Source organism: Pseudomonas sp. SMN5 (assembly GCF_052041925.1).
GTDB lineage: Bacteria > Pseudomonadota > Gammaproteobacteria > Pseudomonadales > Pseudomonadaceae > Aquipseudomonas.
On sequence record NZ_JBKGGX010000025.1, the window covers coordinates 1 to 18,546 of the forward strand.

18 protein-coding genes are annotated in these 18,546 nt (G+C 62.0%); 3 read left to right on the top strand and 15 right to left on the bottom strand.

The window, feature by feature from the left end; translation table 11 throughout:
* The 11 genes from ACLEJR_RS21785 to ccoN (ACLEJR_RS21835) all read right to left on the bottom strand — a co-directional run.
* A partial coding sequence (locus ACLEJR_RS21785; RefSeq protein ID WP_440816427.1) for a PAAR domain-containing protein occupies positions 1-897 on the bottom strand: 897 nt, incomplete at its 3' end.
* A gap of 103 nt (positions 898-1,000) precedes the next feature.
* Complete coding sequence (locus tag ACLEJR_RS21790) at positions 1,001-1,411, bottom strand: type II toxin-antitoxin system VapC family toxin (RefSeq protein WP_440816429.1); 411 nt, start codon at positions 1,409-1,411, stop codon at positions 1,001-1,003.
* Entirely contained in the window at positions 1,412-1,666 is a 255-nt protein-coding gene (locus ACLEJR_RS21795) for a type II toxin-antitoxin system Phd/YefM family antitoxin (RefSeq protein WP_440816432.1), read from the bottom strand.
* Between the two features lie 115 nt (positions 1,667-1,781).
* A complete protein-coding gene (ccoP, locus tag ACLEJR_RS21800; RefSeq protein WP_440795153.1) occupies positions 1,782-2,765 on the bottom strand; it encodes a cytochrome-c oxidase, cbb3-type subunit III in 984 nt (327 codons plus the stop codon).
* Positions 2,762-2,947, bottom strand: coding sequence for a cbb3-type cytochrome oxidase subunit 3 (locus tag ACLEJR_RS21805; RefSeq protein WP_440795155.1), 186 nt, complete (start codon positions 2,945-2,947; stop codon positions 2,762-2,764). Before ACLEJR_RS21805 ends, ccoP (ACLEJR_RS21800) begins: the two co-directional genes overlap by 4 nt.
* Before the next feature lie 6 nt (positions 2,948-2,953).
* Complete coding sequence (gene ccoO / locus ACLEJR_RS21810) at positions 2,954-3,562, bottom strand: cytochrome-c oxidase, cbb3-type subunit II (RefSeq protein ID WP_003199605.1); 609 nt, start codon at positions 3,560-3,562, stop codon at positions 2,954-2,956.
* Positions 3,562-5,004, bottom strand: a complete 1,443-nt coding sequence (gene ccoN, locus ACLEJR_RS21815) for a cytochrome-c oxidase, cbb3-type subunit I (RefSeq protein WP_440795158.1) — start codon at positions 5,002-5,004, stop codon at positions 3,562-3,564. The genes ccoO (ACLEJR_RS21810) and ccoN (ACLEJR_RS21815) overlap by 1 nt, the downstream gene beginning before the upstream one ends.
* A gap of 487 nt (positions 5,005-5,491) precedes the next feature.
* On the bottom strand, positions 5,492-6,448 hold the full coding sequence (gene ccoP, locus ACLEJR_RS21820) for a cytochrome-c oxidase, cbb3-type subunit III (protein ID WP_440816434.1): 957 nt from the start codon (positions 6,446-6,448) through the stop codon (positions 5,492-5,494).
* Positions 6,445-6,648 (bottom strand): cbb3-type cytochrome oxidase subunit 3, encoded by a 204-nt coding sequence (locus ACLEJR_RS21825; RefSeq protein ID WP_440795162.1) that lies wholly within the window; start codon positions 6,646-6,648, stop codon positions 6,445-6,447. The genes ccoP (ACLEJR_RS21820) and ACLEJR_RS21825 overlap by 4 nt, the downstream gene beginning before the upstream one ends.
* Before the next feature lie 5 nt (positions 6,649-6,653).
* Positions 6,654-7,262 carry a cytochrome-c oxidase, cbb3-type subunit II gene (gene ccoO / locus ACLEJR_RS21830; protein ID WP_440795164.1) on the bottom strand — a complete coding sequence of 203 codons (609 nt, stop codon included), beginning with the start codon at positions 7,260-7,262 and terminating at the stop codon, positions 6,654-6,656.
* A gap of 10 nt (positions 7,263-7,272) precedes the next feature.
* On the bottom strand, positions 7,273-8,697 hold the full coding sequence (gene ccoN, locus ACLEJR_RS21835; RefSeq protein ID WP_440795166.1) for a cytochrome-c oxidase, cbb3-type subunit I: 1,425 nt from the start codon (positions 8,695-8,697) through the stop codon (positions 7,273-7,275).
* A 96-nt stretch (positions 8,698-8,793) separates the two neighbouring features.
* Between ccoN (ACLEJR_RS21835) and ACLEJR_RS21840 the strand changes: the two genes are divergently transcribed.
* Positions 8,794-9,486, top strand: coding sequence for an alpha/beta family hydrolase (locus tag ACLEJR_RS21840; RefSeq protein ID WP_440795168.1), 693 nt, complete (start codon positions 8,794-8,796; stop codon positions 9,484-9,486).
* Between the two features lie 154 nt (positions 9,487-9,640).
* On the opposite strand, the gene ACLEJR_RS21845 is transcribed toward ACLEJR_RS21840, so the two are convergent.
* From ACLEJR_RS21845 to acnA, 3 genes are all read right to left on the bottom strand, one after another.
* Entirely contained in the window at positions 9,641-11,206 is a 1,566-nt protein-coding gene (locus ACLEJR_RS21845) for a methyl-accepting chemotaxis protein (protein WP_440795170.1), read from the bottom strand.
* 77 nt (positions 11,207-11,283) lie between these two features.
* Complete coding sequence (locus ACLEJR_RS21850; protein ID WP_440795172.1) at positions 11,284-12,072, bottom strand: lysostaphin resistance A-like protein; 789 nt, start codon at positions 12,070-12,072, stop codon at positions 11,284-11,286.
* A gap of 432 nt (positions 12,073-12,504) precedes the next feature.
* A complete protein-coding gene (acnA, locus tag ACLEJR_RS21855) occupies positions 12,505-15,246 on the bottom strand; it encodes an aconitate hydratase AcnA (protein WP_440795174.1) in 2,742 nt (913 codons plus the stop codon).
* Positions 15,247-15,418: 172 nt separating this feature from the next.
* Between acnA and rlmM the strand changes: the two genes are divergently transcribed.
* The gene (gene rlmM, locus ACLEJR_RS21860; protein ID WP_440816437.1) at positions 15,419-16,492 is read left to right on the top strand and encodes a 23S rRNA (cytidine(2498)-2'-O)-methyltransferase RlmM; all 1,074 of its coding nucleotides are present in this window, start codon (positions 15,419-15,421) and stop codon (positions 16,490-16,492) included.
* A gap of 187 nt (positions 16,493-16,679) precedes the next feature.
* A complete protein-coding gene (tusA, locus tag ACLEJR_RS21865) occupies positions 16,680-16,931 on the top strand; it encodes a sulfurtransferase TusA (RefSeq protein ID WP_440795178.1) in 252 nt (83 codons plus the stop codon).
* Here the strand turns inward: tusA and ACLEJR_RS21870 are convergent.
* On the bottom strand, positions 16,904-18,331 hold the full coding sequence (locus tag ACLEJR_RS21870) for an MATE family efflux transporter (RefSeq protein WP_440816439.1): 1,428 nt from the start codon (positions 18,329-18,331) through the stop codon (positions 16,904-16,906). The two genes, tusA and ACLEJR_RS21870, sit on opposite strands and share 28 nt — an antisense overlap.
* Positions 18,332-18,546: the final 215 nt, after the last annotated feature.

Sequence of the window (18,546 nt, forward strand, 5' to 3'; positions counted from 1 at the left end):
CGCATGCACCGGATTCGACGAGCCCATGGCCGCATTGGCCGCCGCGCCCATCGCACTGCTGACCGCCATGGATGCGGCGCCACTCACCAGCATGCACGGCAGCTTGCTGAAGAACTTGCCCTTGCCACCCTTGAGCATCAGCAGCGCGGTCACCGCCAATCCCACGCCCGGCGTCTTGCCACTGCGAATCTCGCGCACCACCACTGAACCGCCGCCAATGGTGACGTTGGAGGAAATCAGCCCCGACGACACCACCTTGGCGTCGCAGGTGCTGCGGTCGCCGCTGCGCACGGCGGGCTGGCCGTTGATGGTGACCTTGTCCGAGCCTTCGGCCAGGAACTGCGGCGGCATCGGCGGGTGCTTCATGCACACGATCATGTCCAACGGCTTGGGCACCGCGCCGGGGGCGGGGGTGGCGACGGTGGGGCGCCACATCTGCGAGAAGAAACTCTCGGCCATGTCCAGGTAACTGGGCTCGGCCTCGGGTTCTTCCAGCTCTGTACCGGCCGGCGCGACATGGGACTGAATCGCCCCGGCGGCGCGGGCGGCGGGGATGTTGTTGGTCAGGGTGTCGGTGGCACCGGTGAGGATGTTGGCCTGCACCGTGGGCGGGAAGAGCGCGTTGCCGATGCCCTCGCAAATGTTACTTAACCCTTTGTCCGCCCCGGTCTTGCTCATGGCCAGGCCCACTACGGCGCCGACGACCGCGCCGAGCAAAAAGCAGCCCAGGCCCCCGGTCGCCACCGTGATGCCGGTGGCGGCAACCACCGCCGCCGTCGCCACGGCCGTGATCGCAATGTTAGCCGCCACCTCCAGCACCCCGCCGAGGATGTCGGCCATCATCGAGGTATGCTCCAGCGCATCGCCCAGGCGGGCGGCCCAGAGTGCGTCAGACATGCCGGAGACCCGGACGTTTGACGGCCATCTGCTTGAAGAGGTTGATACCTACCACTACGCCTGTCTCCTTGGCGATGAATTGAGAGTCCGTCGTAACGTTATTTCAGCTTGACCACGGATTGAGCAGCGCCACGCCACTGTTTTGGAAATCGTTCACGTTGCGGGTAACCACGGTCAATCCATGGACCAATGCGGTTGCGGCTATCAGCGCGTCGCATTCATTGCTGCGGTCCGGTACATGCAGCCGGGCGCAGCGCAGCGCGACGGCGCGGTCGACCGTCAGGATTCTACCTGCAAACGCGGGCATGACATGGTTATCCAGCCATTCACGCAAGCGGCTGCCTTGAACCGGGTCTTTGCGTTCGAAGCGCAACACACCGGTTTCCAGTTCCAGTAAGGTAATTGCCGAAACGTACAGGCTGGGGGCAGGAACGCTGCGCGCCCAGGCTTGGACGTTTCTATCTGCTTGAGGTTTGCGCAGTTCCGAAATGACGTTGGTATCGAGTAAGAACATTCAGGACAGGTCTACCGAGCGGGGAGTGATGACGGCACGCTCGGTGTCGAAATCGATATCCGGCGCATCGGGCATGACCAGCAACTCGACAATGCTGATGCCCATGCCGGTCAGTTTCTGGTACTCCTCAATGCTTAGCAGCACATGGGCTGGCTTGCCACGGTCGGTGATGATCACCGGCCCCTCCCGGCTGGCTTTTTTGGCACCACTTGTGTCGTGGTTGAATTCGCGGCTGGAAATAGTGGTGATGGACATCGAAGTGCCCTCATGGAATCTGAATGTAGGCACGTTACTACTTGAGTGAAGGGGCGGCAAGAAAAAAGGCCCCGCCAACTGATTGGCGGGGCCTTCTGTACATCAGGTTTTCCCGTTACTGGGCGTCAGCGGCCGGGGCCTTTTCGCCGTGGGACAGGCTGTAGACATACGCGGCCAGCAAGTGGACCTTGTCGTTGCCCTGCAGGTCGGCCTGGGCCGGCATCTGGCCCTGGCGACCGTAGCGGATGGTCTGCTGCAGTTGAGCGAAGCTCGAACCGTAGATGAACCCTGCCGGATGCGTCAGGTCAGGTGCGCCCATGGCGGGCGTGCCCTTGCCGGCCGGACCGTGGCAGGCCACGCAGTTGGCGGCGAACAGTTTCTGGCCGTTGGCCGGGTCGGCTTTCGCGCCTTCCGGCAGTTTGCGACCGTGCAGGCCGGTCACCAGGTACGAGGCGACGTCGGCAACGCCTTGCTCGCCAACCACGGCAGCCCAACCCGGCATCACCGCGTGACGACCGCCCATGATGGTGGTCTTGATGGTTTCCGGCTCACCGCCCCAGCGCCAGTCGGCGTCGGTCAGGTTCGGGAAGCCGTAGGCACCCTTGGCGTCGGAACCATGGCAGACCGAGCAGTTAGAGGCGAACAGGCGGCCCCCCATCTTCAGGGCTTGCGGGTCCTTGGCGACTTCTTCGATAGGCATGGACGCGAACTTGGCGAAGATCGGACCGAACTTGGCGTCCGAGCGCGCCATTTCCTTTTCCCACTCGTGAACGCCGGTCCAGCCGGTCTGGCCGTTGGCGAAGGCGGTCTGCTTTTCGGTGTCCAGGTAGTTATAGCCTGGCAGCAGGCCTTTCCAGTTGCCCAGACCAGGGTAGAGCACCAGGTAGCCAAGGGCGAACACGATGGTGCCGACGAACAGCATGAACCACCATTTCGGCAGCGGGTTGTCGTACTCCTCGATCCCGTCGAAGGAGTGGCCGACCGTTTCTTCAGTGGCTTCGCTGCGTTGGCCCTTGCGGGTCGACAGCAGCAGCCAGGTCAGGGCGAAGATCGTTCCCAGGCTGAGGACTGTGACGTACAGACTCCAGAACGTAGTCATTCTTTATTACTCCTAGAAGCTTGCTCGACGTGCTTGATGGCTTCGGGATCATCCGCGAACGGCAGCAAGGTCGCGTCGTCAAACTCCGACTTGCGCTTGGGGCTGAACACCCACAGGGCCAGGCCGATAAAAGCCACCATCACGATGACGGTACCCAGGCCACGAATCATCCCGATATCCATTAACAATCACCGTTTGCTTTTGATGATGGTGCCCAGGCCTTGCAGATAGGCCACCAGCGCGTCCATTTCAGTCTTGCCCTTGACGGCATCCTTGGCCCCGGCGATGTCTTCGTCGGTGTAAGGCACGCCCAGGGTGCGCAGGACTTCCATTTTTTTCGCGGTGTCTTTGCCGTCGAGCTTGTTTTCTACGAGAAACGGGTAGGCCGGCATTTTCGACTCGGGCACCACGTTGCGCGGGTTGTACAAGTGCGCACGGTGCCAGTCGTCGGAGTAACGGCCGCCAACACGGGCCAGGTCCGGGCCGGTACGCTTGGAACCCCACAGGAACGGGTGGTCCCAGACGCTTTCGCCAGCGACCGAGTAGTGGCCATAGCGTTCGGTCTCGGCGCGGAACGGACGGATCATCTGCGAGTGGCAGCCGACACAGCCGTTGGCGATGTAGATGTCGCGGCCTTCCAGTTCAAGGGCGGTACGCGGCTTCATGCCCTCGACCGGCTTGTTGGTGACGTCCTGGAAGAACAGCGGAACGATCTGGGTCAAGCCGCCGATGCTCACGGCGATGACCATGAAGAAGGCCAGCAGGCCGATATTCTTCTCTACTGCTTCGTGCTTCATCAGTGAGCTCCAACTACGGCGATCTTGGCGGCGGCTTCAGCTTCAGCCGGGTCAGAGGCACGAACGGTGCGATACACGTTGTAGGCCATCAGCAGCATGCCGCTGGCGAAGAACGCACCGCCCAGGGCACGTACGATGAAACCAGGGTGGCTGGCTTGCAGCGCTTCAACGAACGAATAGGTCAGGGTGCCGTCGTCGTTGATCGCGCGCCACATCAGGCCCTGGGTGATGCCGTTGACCCACATCGAGGCGATGTAGAGCACGGTACCGATGGTCGCAAGCCAGAAATGCGCGTTGATCAGACCGGTGCTGTGCATCTGCGCACGCCCGAACAGCTTCGGAATCATGTGGTAGATGGCGCCAATGGAGATCATCGCGACCCAGCCGAGCGCACCGGCGTGTACGTGGCCAATGGTCCAGTCGGTGTAGTGACTCAGGGAGTTCACGGTCTTGATGGCCATCATCGGGCCTTCGAAGGTCGACATGCCGTAAAACGCCAGGGACACCACCAGGAAACGCAGGATCGGGTCGGTGCGAAGCTTATGCCAGGCACCCGACAGGGTCATCATGCCGTTGATCATGCCGCCCCAGCTTGGCGCCAGCAGGATGATCGACATGGCCATGCCCAGGGACTGTGCCCAGTCCGGCAGCGCGGTGTAGTGCAGGTGGTGCGGACCGGCCCAGATGTACAGGGTGATCAGCGCCCAGAAGTGCACGATGGACAGTCGATAGGAATAGATCGGACGCTCGGCCTGTTTCGGCACGAAGTAGTACATCATCCCCAGGAAGCCGGTGGTCAGGAAGAAACCCACCGCGTTGTGGCCGTACCACCACTGGATCATCGCATCGGTCGCGCCCGAGTAGGCCGAGTACGACTTGAACAGGCTGACCGGGAGCGACATGTGGTTGACGATGTGCAGCATGGCGGTCACGACGATGAACGCACCGTAGAACCAGTTACCGACGTAGATGTGCTTGGTCTTGCGCTTGACGATGGTGCCGAAGAACACCAGGCCGTAGGTCACCCAGACAATGGCCAGCAGGATCGCCAGCGGCCATTCCAGCTCCGCGTATTCCTTGGTGGTGGTCAAGCCCATTGGCAAGGTCACGATGGCGCCGACGATGACCGCTTGCCAACCCCAGAAGGTAAAGGCGGCGAGGCTATCGGAAATCAGTCGCGTTTGGCAGGTTCGCTGCACGACGTAGTAAGAAGTGGCAAACAACGCACATCCACCGAAGGCGAAGATCACCAGGTTAGTGTGCAGCGGGCGCAGGCGTCCAAACGTCGTCCATGGCAGATCGAAGTTCAACTCCGGCCACACCAGTTGCGAAGCGATGAAGACACCAAGCCCCATGCCAAGGATCCCCCAGACCACCGTCATGATGGCGAACTGGCGGACTACCTTATAGTTATAAGCAGTCGGACTGATTGCTGTGCTCATTCTAAGGTTCCACGGTTTGGGTGTTTTATTAGGATAAAAATCGGTCGCAAGTATGGAGAAAGCGGGGGGTCATTGCAACGCGCCATGACCTCGGTCAATGCTTTCCAACGCTGATTCTGCGGCCTTTCCATGTTCCGTGTAGGGACAAAATCGCCGCTCGGCAAAATGTCGCAACGAAGGAAAGAGGCGAGGGGGTCGGGTCGCTTGTAACGGGGTGTGTTCAAACAGGACGTTCAGTCGAGACCTGGCCGCTGTCGCGTGGCCGGTATCTGCCTGTCTTTACGGCGTTTTTTCGAACGATTGTCGAACACATCGGGTCGGGTCGACCTGAAACCGGCAGTCGCCAGTGCACGCTGAGGTAAGCTTAGACCCGATTCGGAGGAACCGAAAGGCAGACTTTGGAAGGGTGCGACAAAAAGAAGCAGCTGCGAGTTTCGAGCTGCAAGCTGCAAGCGAGTGTTCGTCGCCTGCAGCTCTTGCTTTGCCTTTACTTGATGCTTGAAGCTTGCGGCTCGCCGCTCAACTGCTCGTTCCCCTTCGAGAGGCTGTAGACGTACGCGGCGAGCAGTTGCACCTTGTCATTGCCCAGCAACTCGCTCTGCGCCGGCATATGACCCTGGCGCCCATGGCGAATGGTTTGCTGCAACTGCGCCAGGCTGGTGCCATAGATGAAGCCGGCCGGCTGCGTCAGGTTCGGCGCGCCCATGGCTTCGTTGCCCTGGCCGTTGGCCCCATGGCAGGCGACGCAAGTGGTGCTGAATGCCTGCTGGCCGGCTTGCAGGTCGGCACCGCTGTCAGCGGACAGTGGCAGGCCTGCCAGCTCATGGCGCACATAGGCGGCGACGTTCTTGACCCCGGCATCGCCCAACACTTCGCCCCAGGCCGGCATCGCTGCCATGCGTCCGCCCATGATGGTGGCCTTGATGGTGTCGGCCGCGCCGCCCCAGCGCCAGTTGCTGTCGGCCAGGTTCGGGAAGCCGAAGGCACCCTTGGCATCGGAGCCATGGCAGACCGAGCAGTTGGAGGCGAACAGGCGACCGCCCATTTTCAGGGCTTGCGGGTCCTTGGCGACTTCTTCCACGGGCATCGCCGCGAACTTGGCAAAGATCGGCCCGAACTTCGCGTCCGCCTTGGCCATTTCCTTTTCCCATTCGTGGGCGCCGGTCCAACCATTTTCATAGCCCGGCAGGATGCCTTTCCAATTGCCCAGCCCCGGATAAAGGACCAGATAGCCGACCGAGAACACCAGGGTGCCGGCGAACAGCAGGAACCACCATTGCGGCAGCGGGTTGTCGTATTCCTCGATGCCGTCGAAGCTGTGGCCCATGGTCTGGTCGACGCTGCCCTTGGTCTCGCCCTTGCGGGTGCCGATCAGCAGCCAGGTCAGGCCGATCAGGCTGCCGAGGGTCAGTACGCAGATCCACGTACTCCAGAAGGTGGTCATGGCCGGGTACTCCTTGTTGCAGGGGCTTGGGGATTGGCATTGTCGGCGGGCGGTTCGTCGGCGAACGGCAGCAGGCGCGCCTGGGCGAATTCCGGGCCGCGCTTGCTGCTGAAGACCCACAGGGTCAGGCCGATGAAGGCCACGAACACCACGACCGTGCCCAGGCCGCGGATCATTCCAGTGCTCATTTCAAGGAACATGGGGCTTACCTCTTGCTCTTGATGGCAGTGCCGAGCACTTGCAGATAGGCCACCAGTGCGTCCATTTCGGTCTTGCCCTTGAGCGAGGCCACGCTGGCGCTGATGTCTTCGTCGGTGTATGGCACGCCCAGGGTGCGCATGGCGCGCAGCTTGGCTTCGGTGTGGCTGCTGTCCACCGTCTGGGTCACCAGCCACGGGTAGGCCGGCATTTTCGACTCGGGCACGACGTTGCGCGGGTTGTACAGGTGCGCACGGTGCCAGTCATCGGAATAGCGTGCGCCAACCCGCGCCAGATCCGGCCCGGTGCGCTTGGAGCCCCACAGGAACGGGTGGTCCCAGACGCTTTCGCCAGCGACCGAGTAGTGGCCGTAGCGCTCGGTCTCGGCGCGGAACGGCCGGATCATTTGCGAGTGGCAGCCGACGCAGCCTTCGCGGATGTAGATGTCACGGCCTTCCAGTTGCAGGGCGGTGTAGGGCTTCATGCCGTCCACCGGCTTGTTGGTCACGTCCTGGAAGAACAGCGGGACGATCTGGGTCAGGCCGCCGATGCTCACGGCCAGGACCATCAACAGCATCAGCAGGCCGACGTTTTTTTCGATTGTTTCGTGTTTCATGGCGGACTCCTCAGGCCATCTGCGCGGCAGCGGCGGCTTCGGCAGGCCGGTAGGCCCGCACAGTGCGCCAGGTGTTGTAGGCCATCAGCAGCATGCCTACGAGGAAGATCGAACCGCCGGCCAACCGCACGACGAAGCCTGGGTGGCTGGCCACCAGGGTTTCGACGAAGGAGTAGGTCAGCGTGCCGTCCTCGTTCACTGCGCGCCACATCAGGCCCTGGGCGATGCCGTTGACCCACATCGAGGCGATGTAGAGCACGGTACCGATGGTCGCGAGCCAGAAGTGCGCGTTGATCAGGCCGATGCTGTGCATTTGTTGCCGGCCGAAGACTTTCGGGATCATGTGGTACAGCGCGCCGATGGAAATCATCGCCACCCAGCCCAGTGCACCGGCGTGTACGTGGCCGATGGTCCAGTCGGTGTAGTGGGACAGGGCGTTGACGGTCTTGATCGCCATCATCGGACCTTCGAAGGTCGACATGCCGTAGAACGCCAGGGACACCACCAGGAAGCGCAGGATCGGGTCGCTGCGCAATTTATGCCAGGCGCCCGAGAGGGTCATCATGCCGTTGATCATGCCGCCCCAGCTCGGTGCCAGCAGGATCAGCGACATCACCATGCCCAGGGACTGCGCCCAGTCCGGCAGCGCGGTGTAATGCAGGTGGTGCGGACCGGCCCAGATGTACAAAGTGATCAGCGCCCAGAAGTGGACGATGGACAGGCGATAGGAATACACCGGACGCTCGGCCTGTTTCGGCACGAAGTAGTACATCATCCCCAGGAACCCTGCCGTCAGGAAGAAACCTACAGCGTTGTGCCCGTACCACCATTGCACCATCGCGTCGGTGGCCCCGGCGTACAGCGAGTACGACTTGGTGAAGCTCACCGGCAGTTCCAGGTTGTTGACGATGTGCAGGATCGCCACGGTCAGGATGAACCCGCCAAAGAACCAGTTACCGACATAGATGTGCTTGGTGTTGCGCTTGGCCACCGTGCCGAAGAAAACGATGGCGTAGGCGACCCAGACAATGGTGATCAGGATGTCGATCGGCCATTCCAGCTCGGCGTATTCCTTGGAACTGGTGTAGCCCAGCGGCAGGCTGATAGCTGCCAGCAGGATCACCAGTTGCCAGCCCCAGAAGCAGAATGCGGCGATTTTCGGTGCAAACAGCTGGGTCTGGCAGGTGCGCTGCACCGAATAGAACGAACTGGCGAACAGCGCGCAGCCACCGAAGGCGAAGATCACCGCGTTGGTGTGCAGCGGACGCAGGCGGCCGAAGCTGGTCCAGGGCAAATCGAAGTTGAGCTGTGGCCAGACCAATTGGGCAGCGAGAAAAACCCCGAGCCCCATGCCGACGATGCCCCACACCACCGTCATAATGGCGAATTGGCGGACCACCTTGTAGTTGTAGGCGGTACTGATAGAAGTGTTCATGGTTCCCCATCCACGGTTCAGCCGAAGTGAGCGCCTGCCCAAGGCAGTGCCGCGTGCTTCGCCTGGAGTTATAGGCAGACTGAAAGCGAGGCAAGCATGGAGAAACAGCACAAGGCCAGTATTGACGGGGATCAATGGGCGCAGTGTGTGCAGCAGCACGGTTGGCTGTGGACGCGTGCGCAATCGGACGCGGGTAGCGGGGTGCCCACCCTGATCCTCGCCCACGGCGCCGGCGCGCCGATGGACAGCGGCTTCATGAACGAAATGGCCGCGCGCCTTGCTGCGCATGGGGTGAACGTGTTGCGCTTCGAATTTCCCTACATGGCCCAACGGCGGCTGGACGGTGGCAAACGCCCACCCAACACCGCCCCCAAGCTGCTGGAATGCTGGCGCGAGGTGTACGCCACGGTGCGACTTTATGTCGCTGGGCGGCTGGCTATCGGTGGCAAGTCCATGGGCGGGCGAATGGCGAGTCTGCTGGCCGAAGAGCTGGGCTGCGACGCGCTGGTGTGCCTGGGGTATCCGTTTTATGCGGCGGGCAAACCGGAGAAACCGCGGGTTGAGCATCTGGCCGCGTTGAGAACCCCGACCCTGATCGTCCAGGGCGAGCGCGATGCGCTGGGCAATCGTGAGGCGGTGGCAGGGTATGCGCTGTCAGCGAATATCGAGGTGTTGTGGCTTGAGGCGGGAGATCATGATCTGAAGCCGCTGAAGGCTTCGGGGTTCAGTCATGGGCAGCATCTGGAGACGGCTGCGCAGGCGGTGGCTGGGTTTCTTCTTCGTCATTGATAGTGTCTGGTCTGGCCTCATCGCGAGCAGGCCCGCTCCTACATTGGAATGCATTCAGCCTCCGTGGGAGCGAGCCTGCTCGCGAAAGCGGTATGCCAGACAATAAAAAACCCGGAAGCTTTCGCTGTCCGGGTTTTTAGCAAGCCAACTGACGTCAGCGGTTGAACCGCTCCACCAATGAATATTGCGTATTGGCCGTGCGGGTCAGTTCTTCGCTCAGCAGCGCCGAGCTGTGGGCCTGGCCCGAGGTCTGGTCGGCCAGTTCCGAAATGTTGCTGATGTTACGGCTGATTTCCTCGGCCACCGAACTCTGTTCCTCGGTGGCAGCGGCGATCTGCGTGGTCATGTCGGTGATGTTGGCGACCGCTTCGCTGATCCCCACCAACGCCTGGTCGGCTTCCATCACCCGCGCCACGCCTTCCTCGGCCTGGCGATGCCCGGCGTCCATGGTCTGTACGGCGTTGTTGGCGGTCTGCTGGAGCTTGGCGATCAAGGCATGGATCTGCCCGGTGGACTCGCTGGTGCGTTGTGCCAGTTGCCGCACTTCGTCGGCGACCACCGCAAAGCCACGGCCCATCTCGCCGGCACGAGCCGCTTCGATGGCGGCATTGAGTGCCAGCAGGTTGGTCTGGTCGGCGATGCCCTTGATCACATCCACCACACCGCCGATCTCGTCGCTGTCCTTGGCCAGTTGGGTCACGGTCTGGCCGGTCTCGCCGACCACCACCGACAAGCGCTCGATCGCTTCGCGGGTTTCCCCGGCGATGTCGCGTCCGCGCCCGGTCAGGCGATTGGCTTCCTGGGTGGCGTCGGCCGTGCGTTGCACGTGGCTGGCAACTTCCTGGGTAGTCGCGGCCATCTGATTGACCGCGGTGGCAACCTGTTCGGTTTCCAGGCGCTGGCGTTCCAGGCCGCTGGAGCTGTCGTGCGCCAGGGTGTTGGATTGACGGGCCTGCTCGTTCAGGTGCTCGGCGGTGTCCTGCAGTCGGGTCAGGCAAGTCTTCAGGCGAGCCTCCTGACTGAGGATCGACATTTCCAGGCGCGCCTGGGCGCCACGGCTGTCGGTATACATCTGCGCGATCAAGGGATCGGAAGTGGTCTGCTCGGCCAGGCGTAGCAGGCGCTTGATCCCGCGTTGCTGCCATTGCAGGCCCAGCAGCCCCAGGGGCACCGACAGCACCGCAGCCAGGGCGAAGCCCCAATGGGAGTTCAAGAATGCGCCCACGACGAAACTCAACTGGCTGACCAGGATGAACGGCAGCCAGTCCTGTAGCATCGGAATCCACCGATCGCTGCTCGGGACGGCGGGCTTACCCTGGTTGATGCGCTTGTACAGCGCCTCGGCGCGGGCGATCTGTTCGGCGGTGGGCTTGACCCGAACCGACTCGTAGCCCACCACCTGGTTACCCTCGTACACCGGCGTAACGTAGGCGTTGACCCAGTAATGGTCGCCGTTCTTGCAGCGATTCTTGACGATGCCCATCCATGGCAAGCCTTGTTTCAGCGTTTCCCACATGTGGGCGAACACGGCGGAAGGGACATCAGGGTGACGCACCAGGTTGTGCGGTGCATGGATCAGTTCTTCCCTGGAAAATCCGCTGATCTCGACAAATGCATCGTTACAGTAAGTGATCACACCTTTGGCATTGGTGGTGGAGATCAATCGTTGCTGGGCCGGGAAGGTCCTTTCGCGTTGTGTGACGGGTTGGTTGTTACGCATGGTGTGCAAATCCGCAAGGCTTTGAAGGGTTGTCGGCGTAGTCAGGTTTTAGTTGAGGTTATTTTTACCCTGCGGTCCTACGCCAGCATCGGATAAGTAAACAGGGTGAAGTGAAGCAGATTCAGCGCAAAGTGCGTGGCAATCGCCGCGCCGAGGCCGCCAAAGCGATACGCGAGGCCGTAACCGATACCCGCCAGGCCCGACAGCAGGACCCATTGCCAACCCGCCCCCGCATGCACCAGGCCGAACAGCAGCGAGGCCAGGAGCAATGCGAGATTGTCACCCTGGGGCAAATGCTTGAAGCGCCGACTCAGCCCTCCTTGAATGTAGCCACGAAACAGTGCTTCCTCCACCAGCGTGACCAACAAAAGGTTGTTGAGAATCCAGATCCACGCCTGTTCCGGCCATTTCGGTGCCCAGTGGATCATTCCCAGCAACAAGGCTCCGCCCAGCGCCAGGACCGTGCTCAGGCCCAGCCCGAGGGCGATGGCATAGATGGACCAACGCAACGAGCGTCGACCGATGATCCAGGGGCAGGCCAGCAGCAGCCAGAAGCCGATCAAGGGTTTGTCCTGATTCAGGTACATGGCGAAGCGTGCCGCATCATCGGTCAGGCGTTGCGCCGCGATGGCCCGACCGTTGAAAAAACCCGGCATCCAGTGCATTGCCAAGGCCAGGGCCATCAGTAGGAACAGGGCATGCCCGAGGAACCGGCCAACCGGCATTTCCCGCTGGCGTACCGCGTAACCGGCAAACAACAGCAGCGCGACGGAAATACCGGCCGTCCAGGCCAGTTGGCCGTAAGCCAGGGCCAGGCCATAGCCGATGGAAAGAAGGGCCAGGTAAGGCCAGGGCAGAACGGGCATATCACATCCTTTTAGACAGTGAAGCTTTGGGCGAACGTGGCCGCCGCGTCTACGACGCCGCCTTGCCGCACAAAGAGCACATTGTGTTATCCCGGCAGATTCATGCGTAGGGGAGGGGAACGGTTGGTCGACTCTATCCGTGAGCGCCAGGGGAAAGGATTATAGGTGGGGCGATACGAAAACGGCGACTGGTCGGGTGATTGATGCTTGCTGAGGCCATGCCAGGAGGTATCCCAATTGCCTGACCCACCGCTATCGCGAGCAGGCTCGCTCCCACAGGGGGGCTGTGTCGAGCGCTGAATGCGTGAGCAACCGGAATCTATTGTGGGAGCGAGCCTGCTCGCGATGAGGGCCCTGCCAGGCAACATCCCGTTGTCTGACCCACCGCTATCGCAAGCAGGCTCGCTCCCACAGGTCCCACAAGGGCGAACTCTAGCTGGCTATCAACTGCCGCAGCACATAGTGCAGGATCCCGCCCGCCTTGAAGTATTCCACCTCATTCAAGGTATCGATCCGGCACAGCACTTCGATCCGCTCCTGGCGGCCATCTTCGCGGGTGATGACCAGCGGCAGATTCATCCGCGGCGTCAGTTCGACCCCATCCAGGCCCAGGATGTCCAGAGTTTCCTTGCCGGTAAGGTTCAGGCTCTTGCGGTTCTGGTCGAGCTTGAATTGCAGCGGCAGTACACCCATCCCTACCAGGTTGGAGCGGTGGATACGCTCGAAGCTTTCGGCGATCACCGCTTTTACGCCCAGCAGGTTCGTCCCCTTGGCCGCCCAGTCCCGGCTCGATCCGGTGCCATATTCCTGACCGGCGATCACCACCAGCGGCGTGCCGGTGGCCTGGTACAGCATGGCGGCATCGTAGATCGGCATCCGTTCGCCATTGGGGATGTAGATCGTGTTGCCGCCTTCTTCGCCATCGAGCATCTCGTTGCGGATACGGATGTTGGCAAAGGTGCCGCGCATCATCACCTGGTGGTTACCGCGCCTTGAACCGTAGGAGTTGAAGTCCCGCGGTTCCACGCCTTGTTCGCGCAGGTAACGGCCGGCCGGGCTGTCGACCTTGATATTGCCGGCGGGGGAGATGTGGTCGGTGGTCACCGAGTCCCCCAGTAGCGCCAGGACCCGCGCGCCCTCGATATTCCTGACGACCGGGGGCGGCCCGCCGATGCCATCAAAGAACGGTGGATGCTGAATGTAGGTCGAGTCGGCCTGCCAGACGTACGTGGCGGCCTGGGGCACTTCGATGGCCTGCCATTGCTCGTCGCCGGCAAACACCGCAGCGTATTCCTTATGGAACATGCTGGTATTCACCCGCGCCACGGCCTCGGCCACTTCCTGGCTGCTGGGCCAGATGTCTCGTAGGTACACCGGCTTGCCATCCCGGTCGTTGCCCAGTGGCTCGCTGCTGATGTCAATGCGCACGGTGCCGGCCAAGGCGTAGGCGACCACCAGCGGTGGCGAGGCCAGCCAGTTGGTTTTTACCAGCGGATGGACCCGGCCTTCGAAGTTGCGGTTGCCCGACAGCACCGAGGCCACGGTCAGGTCGGCCTTCTGGATAGCCTTTTCGATCGGCTCCGGCAACGGCCCGGAGTTGCCGATGCAGGTGGTGCAGCCATAACCGACCAAGGCAAAGCCGAGCTTGTCCAGATATTCGGTCAGGCCGGCGGCCTGGTAGTAATCGGTCACGACCTTGGAGCCCGGCGCCAGGGAACTCTTGACCCAAGGTTTGCGGACCAGGCCTTTCTCCACGGCTTTTTTCGCCAGCAAGCCGGCGGCCATCATCACGCTGGGGTTGGAGGTGTTGGTGCAAGACGTGATCGCGGCGATTACGACTGCGCCGTTCTTCAGGCGATGGGTCTGGCCTTCGAACTGGTATTCGGCTTCGCCGACCTGATCTGCATTACCCACCGCGACGCCACCGCCGCCTTCGCTTTCAAGGCGACCTTCTTCCTTGCTGGTGGGTTTGATTTGCAGGCCGAGGAAATCACTGAAGGCTTGACCTACATTAGGCAGTGAAACCCGGTCCTGAGGGCGTTTCGGCCCGGCGAGGCTGGCCTCGACGCTGCCCATGTCCAGCTCCAGCGTGTCGGTGAACACCGGCTCCTGGCCCGGCAGGCGCCACAGGCCCTGGGCCTTGCAGTAAGCTTCCACCAGCTTCACGGTTTCCGCCGGTCGCCCCGACAGGCGCAGGTAATCCAGCGTCACTTCGTCTACGGGGAAGAAGCCACAAGTGGCGCCATATTCCGGGGCCATATTGGCAATAGTGGCGCGGTCGGCCAGCGGCAGGTCGGCGAGGCCATCCCCGTAGAATTCGACGAATTTGCCCACTACACCTTTTTTACGCAGCATCTGTGTGACCGTCAGCACCAGGTCAGTGGCGGTGATGCCTTCACGCAGCTTGCCGGTGAGCTTGAAGCCGATGACCTCGGGAATCAGCATCGACACCGGTTGGCCGAGCATGGCTGCTTCGGCCTCGATCCCGCCCACACCCCAGCCCAGCACGCCGAGGCCGTTGATCATGGTGGTATGGGAGTCGGTACCCACCAGGGTGTCCGGGAAGGCATAGACGCGGCCGTCTTCTTCGCGAGTCCAGACGGTGCGGCCCAGGTATTCGAGATTGACCTGATGGCAGATACCGGTGCCCGGCGGCACCACGCTGAAATTGTCGAAGGCGCTCTGGCCCCAGCGCAGGAAGGCATAGCGTTCGCCGTTGCGCTGCATTTCGATGTCCACGTTCTGCTCGAAGGCCTGGCTGCTGGCGAATTTATCCACCATCACCGAATGGTCGATCACCAGGTCCACGGGAGAAAGCGGATTGATCCGCTGCGGATCGCCGCCGGCCTTTTCCACGGCGGCGCGCATGGCGGCCAGGTCGACTACGGCGGGAACGCCGGTGAAATCCTGCATCAAGACCCTGGCCGGGCGGTACTGGATTTCGCGGTCCGAGCGCCGCTCCTTGAGCCAGCCGGCCAGGGCCTTGAGGTCGGCACCGGTGACGGTTTTTTCATCTTCCCAGCGCAACAGGTTTTCCAGCAGCACTTTCAGCGACATGGGCAACTTGTCCAGCTCGCCCAGGCTCCGGGCGGCGTCCGGCAGGCTGAAATAGTGATAGGTCCGGGCGTCGACTTGCAGTGTTTTAAGGGTTTTCAGGCTATCGAGGGACGGCATTGAATTGACTCCTTTGAGTCCGCACGGCTACGGACTGACGGGACGGACAGAGCCTTTAACCTAGCCCTGTTTTGAGCTTCTGACTAATCACAGGACATCAGCGGCGGGTTCGGGGTTCAGAACTCCGCTATCATGCGGCGGTTTTCGTGACAGGCTTTGCTACGGAGTTTCAATGAACACGCTTTTCATGCACTGCCGGCCGGGCTTCGAAGGCGAGGTCTGTTCTGAGATCGCTGACCACGCGGTGCGACTCAACGTGGCCGGCTACGCCAAGGCCAAGCCGGCCAGTGCCTGCGCCGAATTCGTCTGCACGGAGAACGACGGCGCCGAGCGGTTGATGCGCGGCTTGCGTTTCGCTGAGTTGATTTTTCCGCGCCAATGGGCGCGAGGCACTTTTATCGACTTGCCGGAAACCGATCGCATCAGCGTCATCTTGAACCATATGGCGGCGTTCCCGGCCTGTGGAAGTCTGTGGCTGGAAGTGGTGGACACCAACGATGGCAAGGAACTGTCGAACTTCTGCAAAAAATTCGAAGGCCCGTTGCGCAAGGCGCTGACCGCAGCCGGCAAACTGGTTGACGATACGCATAAGCCGCGCCTGTTGCTGACCTTCAAGAGTGGACGCGAAGTGTTCCTGGGCCTGGCCGATGCCGATAACTCGGCGATGTGGCCCATGGGCATTCCACGGCTGAAGTTCCCGCGGGAGGCGCCGAGTCGTTCAACCCTCAAGCTCGAAGAGGCCTGGCACCATTTCATCCCCCGCGATCAGTGGGACGAGCGCCTGCACAGCGACATGACCGGCGTCGACCTCGGTGCCGCGCCGGGCGGTTGGACCTGGCAATTGGTCAACCGCGGCATGCTGGTGACCGCCATCGACAACGGTCCGATGGCCGAGAGCCTGATGGACACCGGACTGGTGCAGCACCTGATGGCGGACGGCTTTACCTTCAAGCCCAAGCAGCCGGTGGACTGGATGGTTTGCGACATTGTCGAGAAACCGGCGCGCAACGCGGCCATGCTCGAAGAGTGGATCGGCGAAGGTCATTGCCGCGAGGCGGTGGTCAACCTGAAGCTGCCGATGAAACAGCGTTACGCCGAGGTCAAGCGCCTGCTCGAACGCATTGCCGACGGCTTCAAGGCCCGGGGCATCAAGGTCGAGATCGGCTGCAAGCAGCTGTATCACGACCGTGAGGAAGTGACCTGCCATCTGCGGCGGTTGGATACAAGGAAGCCCAAGTCCCGCTGATGCGCCGCAGCACCGCTCTTGTGGCGAGGGAGCTTGCTCCCGCTGGACTGCGCAGCAGGCCCTGGCCAAAAAGCGACGACTGTTACGCAGCCGAGCGCGAGCAAGCTCCCTCGCCACAGGAATTGATGTGAGTCTGTTAAGGGCGCCGACATTGCGCGACAATACCGACCGGTTTCAGGAGTAGAACATGAGTGAAATGAACGACACGCCGGTCGACGGCACGCTGGACGCCACCGGCCTCAACTGCCCGGAGCCGGTGATGATGCTGCACCAGCATATTCGCGACCTGGCCCCTGGCGGCCTGTTGAAGGTGATTGCCACGGACCCCTCGACCCGCCGCGACATCCCCAAGTTCTGCGTGTTTCTCGACCACGAATTGGTGGCCCAGGACGAGGCGGACGGGACCTACCGCTACTGGATTCGCAAGAAGCTCGCCTGATCCGCCGGACGGCTGATGCGGATCTGCTTACGTGCGCTGCGTGCCAGGCGGATCGACAGCATCAGCGCCGCGCAGCTCAAGCCCGCGATCAGGCCTTGCCACAATCCGCTCGGGCCGCTGGCGGTGCCAAGCCAATCGGTCAGGCCCAACGCGTAACCCACCGGCAGGCCGATGCCCCAATAGGCAAACAGCGTCAGGATCATCGTTACCCGGGTGTCCTGGTAGCCACGCAACGCGCCGGCTGCCGTCACCTGGATCGCATCGGAAAATTGAAACAGCGCTGCATAGACGATCAGCATCGAGGCCACTTCGATCACCACCGGATCAGCGGTGTAGATTGCAGCGATGGGCTCACGCAGCAGGAACATCAGGCTTGCTGACAGGCAGGCATACGCCAGCGCCGTGCCCATGCCGACTCCGGCGGCGAAGCGCGCTTCGCGAGGCTGGCGACGTCCCAGGGCCTGACCGACCCGCACGGTCACGGCCATGCCCAGGGAGTAGGGGATCATGAACACCAGCGAACTGAAGTTCAGCGCGATCTGGTGGCCGGCCACGACCGTGGCACCGAGGCTGCCTATCAGCAGTGCGATTACCGCGAAGATACTCGACTCGGCAAATACCGCGATGCCGATTGGCAGACCGATGCCCAGCAGGCGCTTGATCACGGCCCATTGCGGCCAGTCGAAACGACTGAACAGGCGACTCGACCGGTAGGCCGGCGCCCAGCGTGCCCAGCCGGCCATGCCCAATGCCATGACCCACATCACGATGGCGGTGGCCCAGCCGCAACCGACACCGCCCATGGCCGGCACGCCAAGATGCCCGTAAATGAAAATGTAATTGAGCGGAATGTTCAGCCCCAGGCCGCACAGGCCCAGCACCATGGCTGGCCGGGTACGGCCCAGGCCATCGCTGAAACAGCGGAGCACGTGATACAGGGCCACCGCCGGCAGGCCGGTGCCGATGCCGCGAAGATACTCCATGCAGGGGCCGATCAATTGCGGATCGACCTTCATGAGGTGCAGGATCGGCTCGGCGCTGAACAGTGCCAGCGTGGCGATCAACCCCACCACCAGCGCCAGCCAGAGCGCCTGGCGCACCAGCGGACCGATTTCCTCGAACGTGCCGGCGCCGAAGCGCTGGGCAACTTTCGGTGTGGTCGCCAGCAGCGTGCCGGTCATCAATAGAAACACCGGCACCCAGATCGAGTTACCCAGCGCCACCGCCGCCAGGTCCCGCGGGCCGACACGACCGGCCATCACCGCATCGACAAAGCCCATGGCGGTGGTCGCCAGTTGCGCCACCATGATCGGCAGGGCAAGGGCCAGCAGCGTCTTGAACTCCAGGCAAACCCGAGCCGGGCGGGAGAGGGTGGTTGGCGTGTCGAGTTCAGGGTTCACAGGCAAAGCGTCCAGAAAGAATAAGCGCAAGGCGGCGCATTCTACGCCTTGACGCAATGGTCAGGAAAAAGTGTGTGTTGTGGATTTGTAAAACCCGTGCATGAGCCAATGCCGTTCACTTAAGGACGTCACCGCCCCGTGGCGAGGTAGCTTGCTCCCGCTGGAGCGCGCAGCGGTCCCAAGCTTTTGGGGCTGCTACGCAGTCCAGCGGGAGC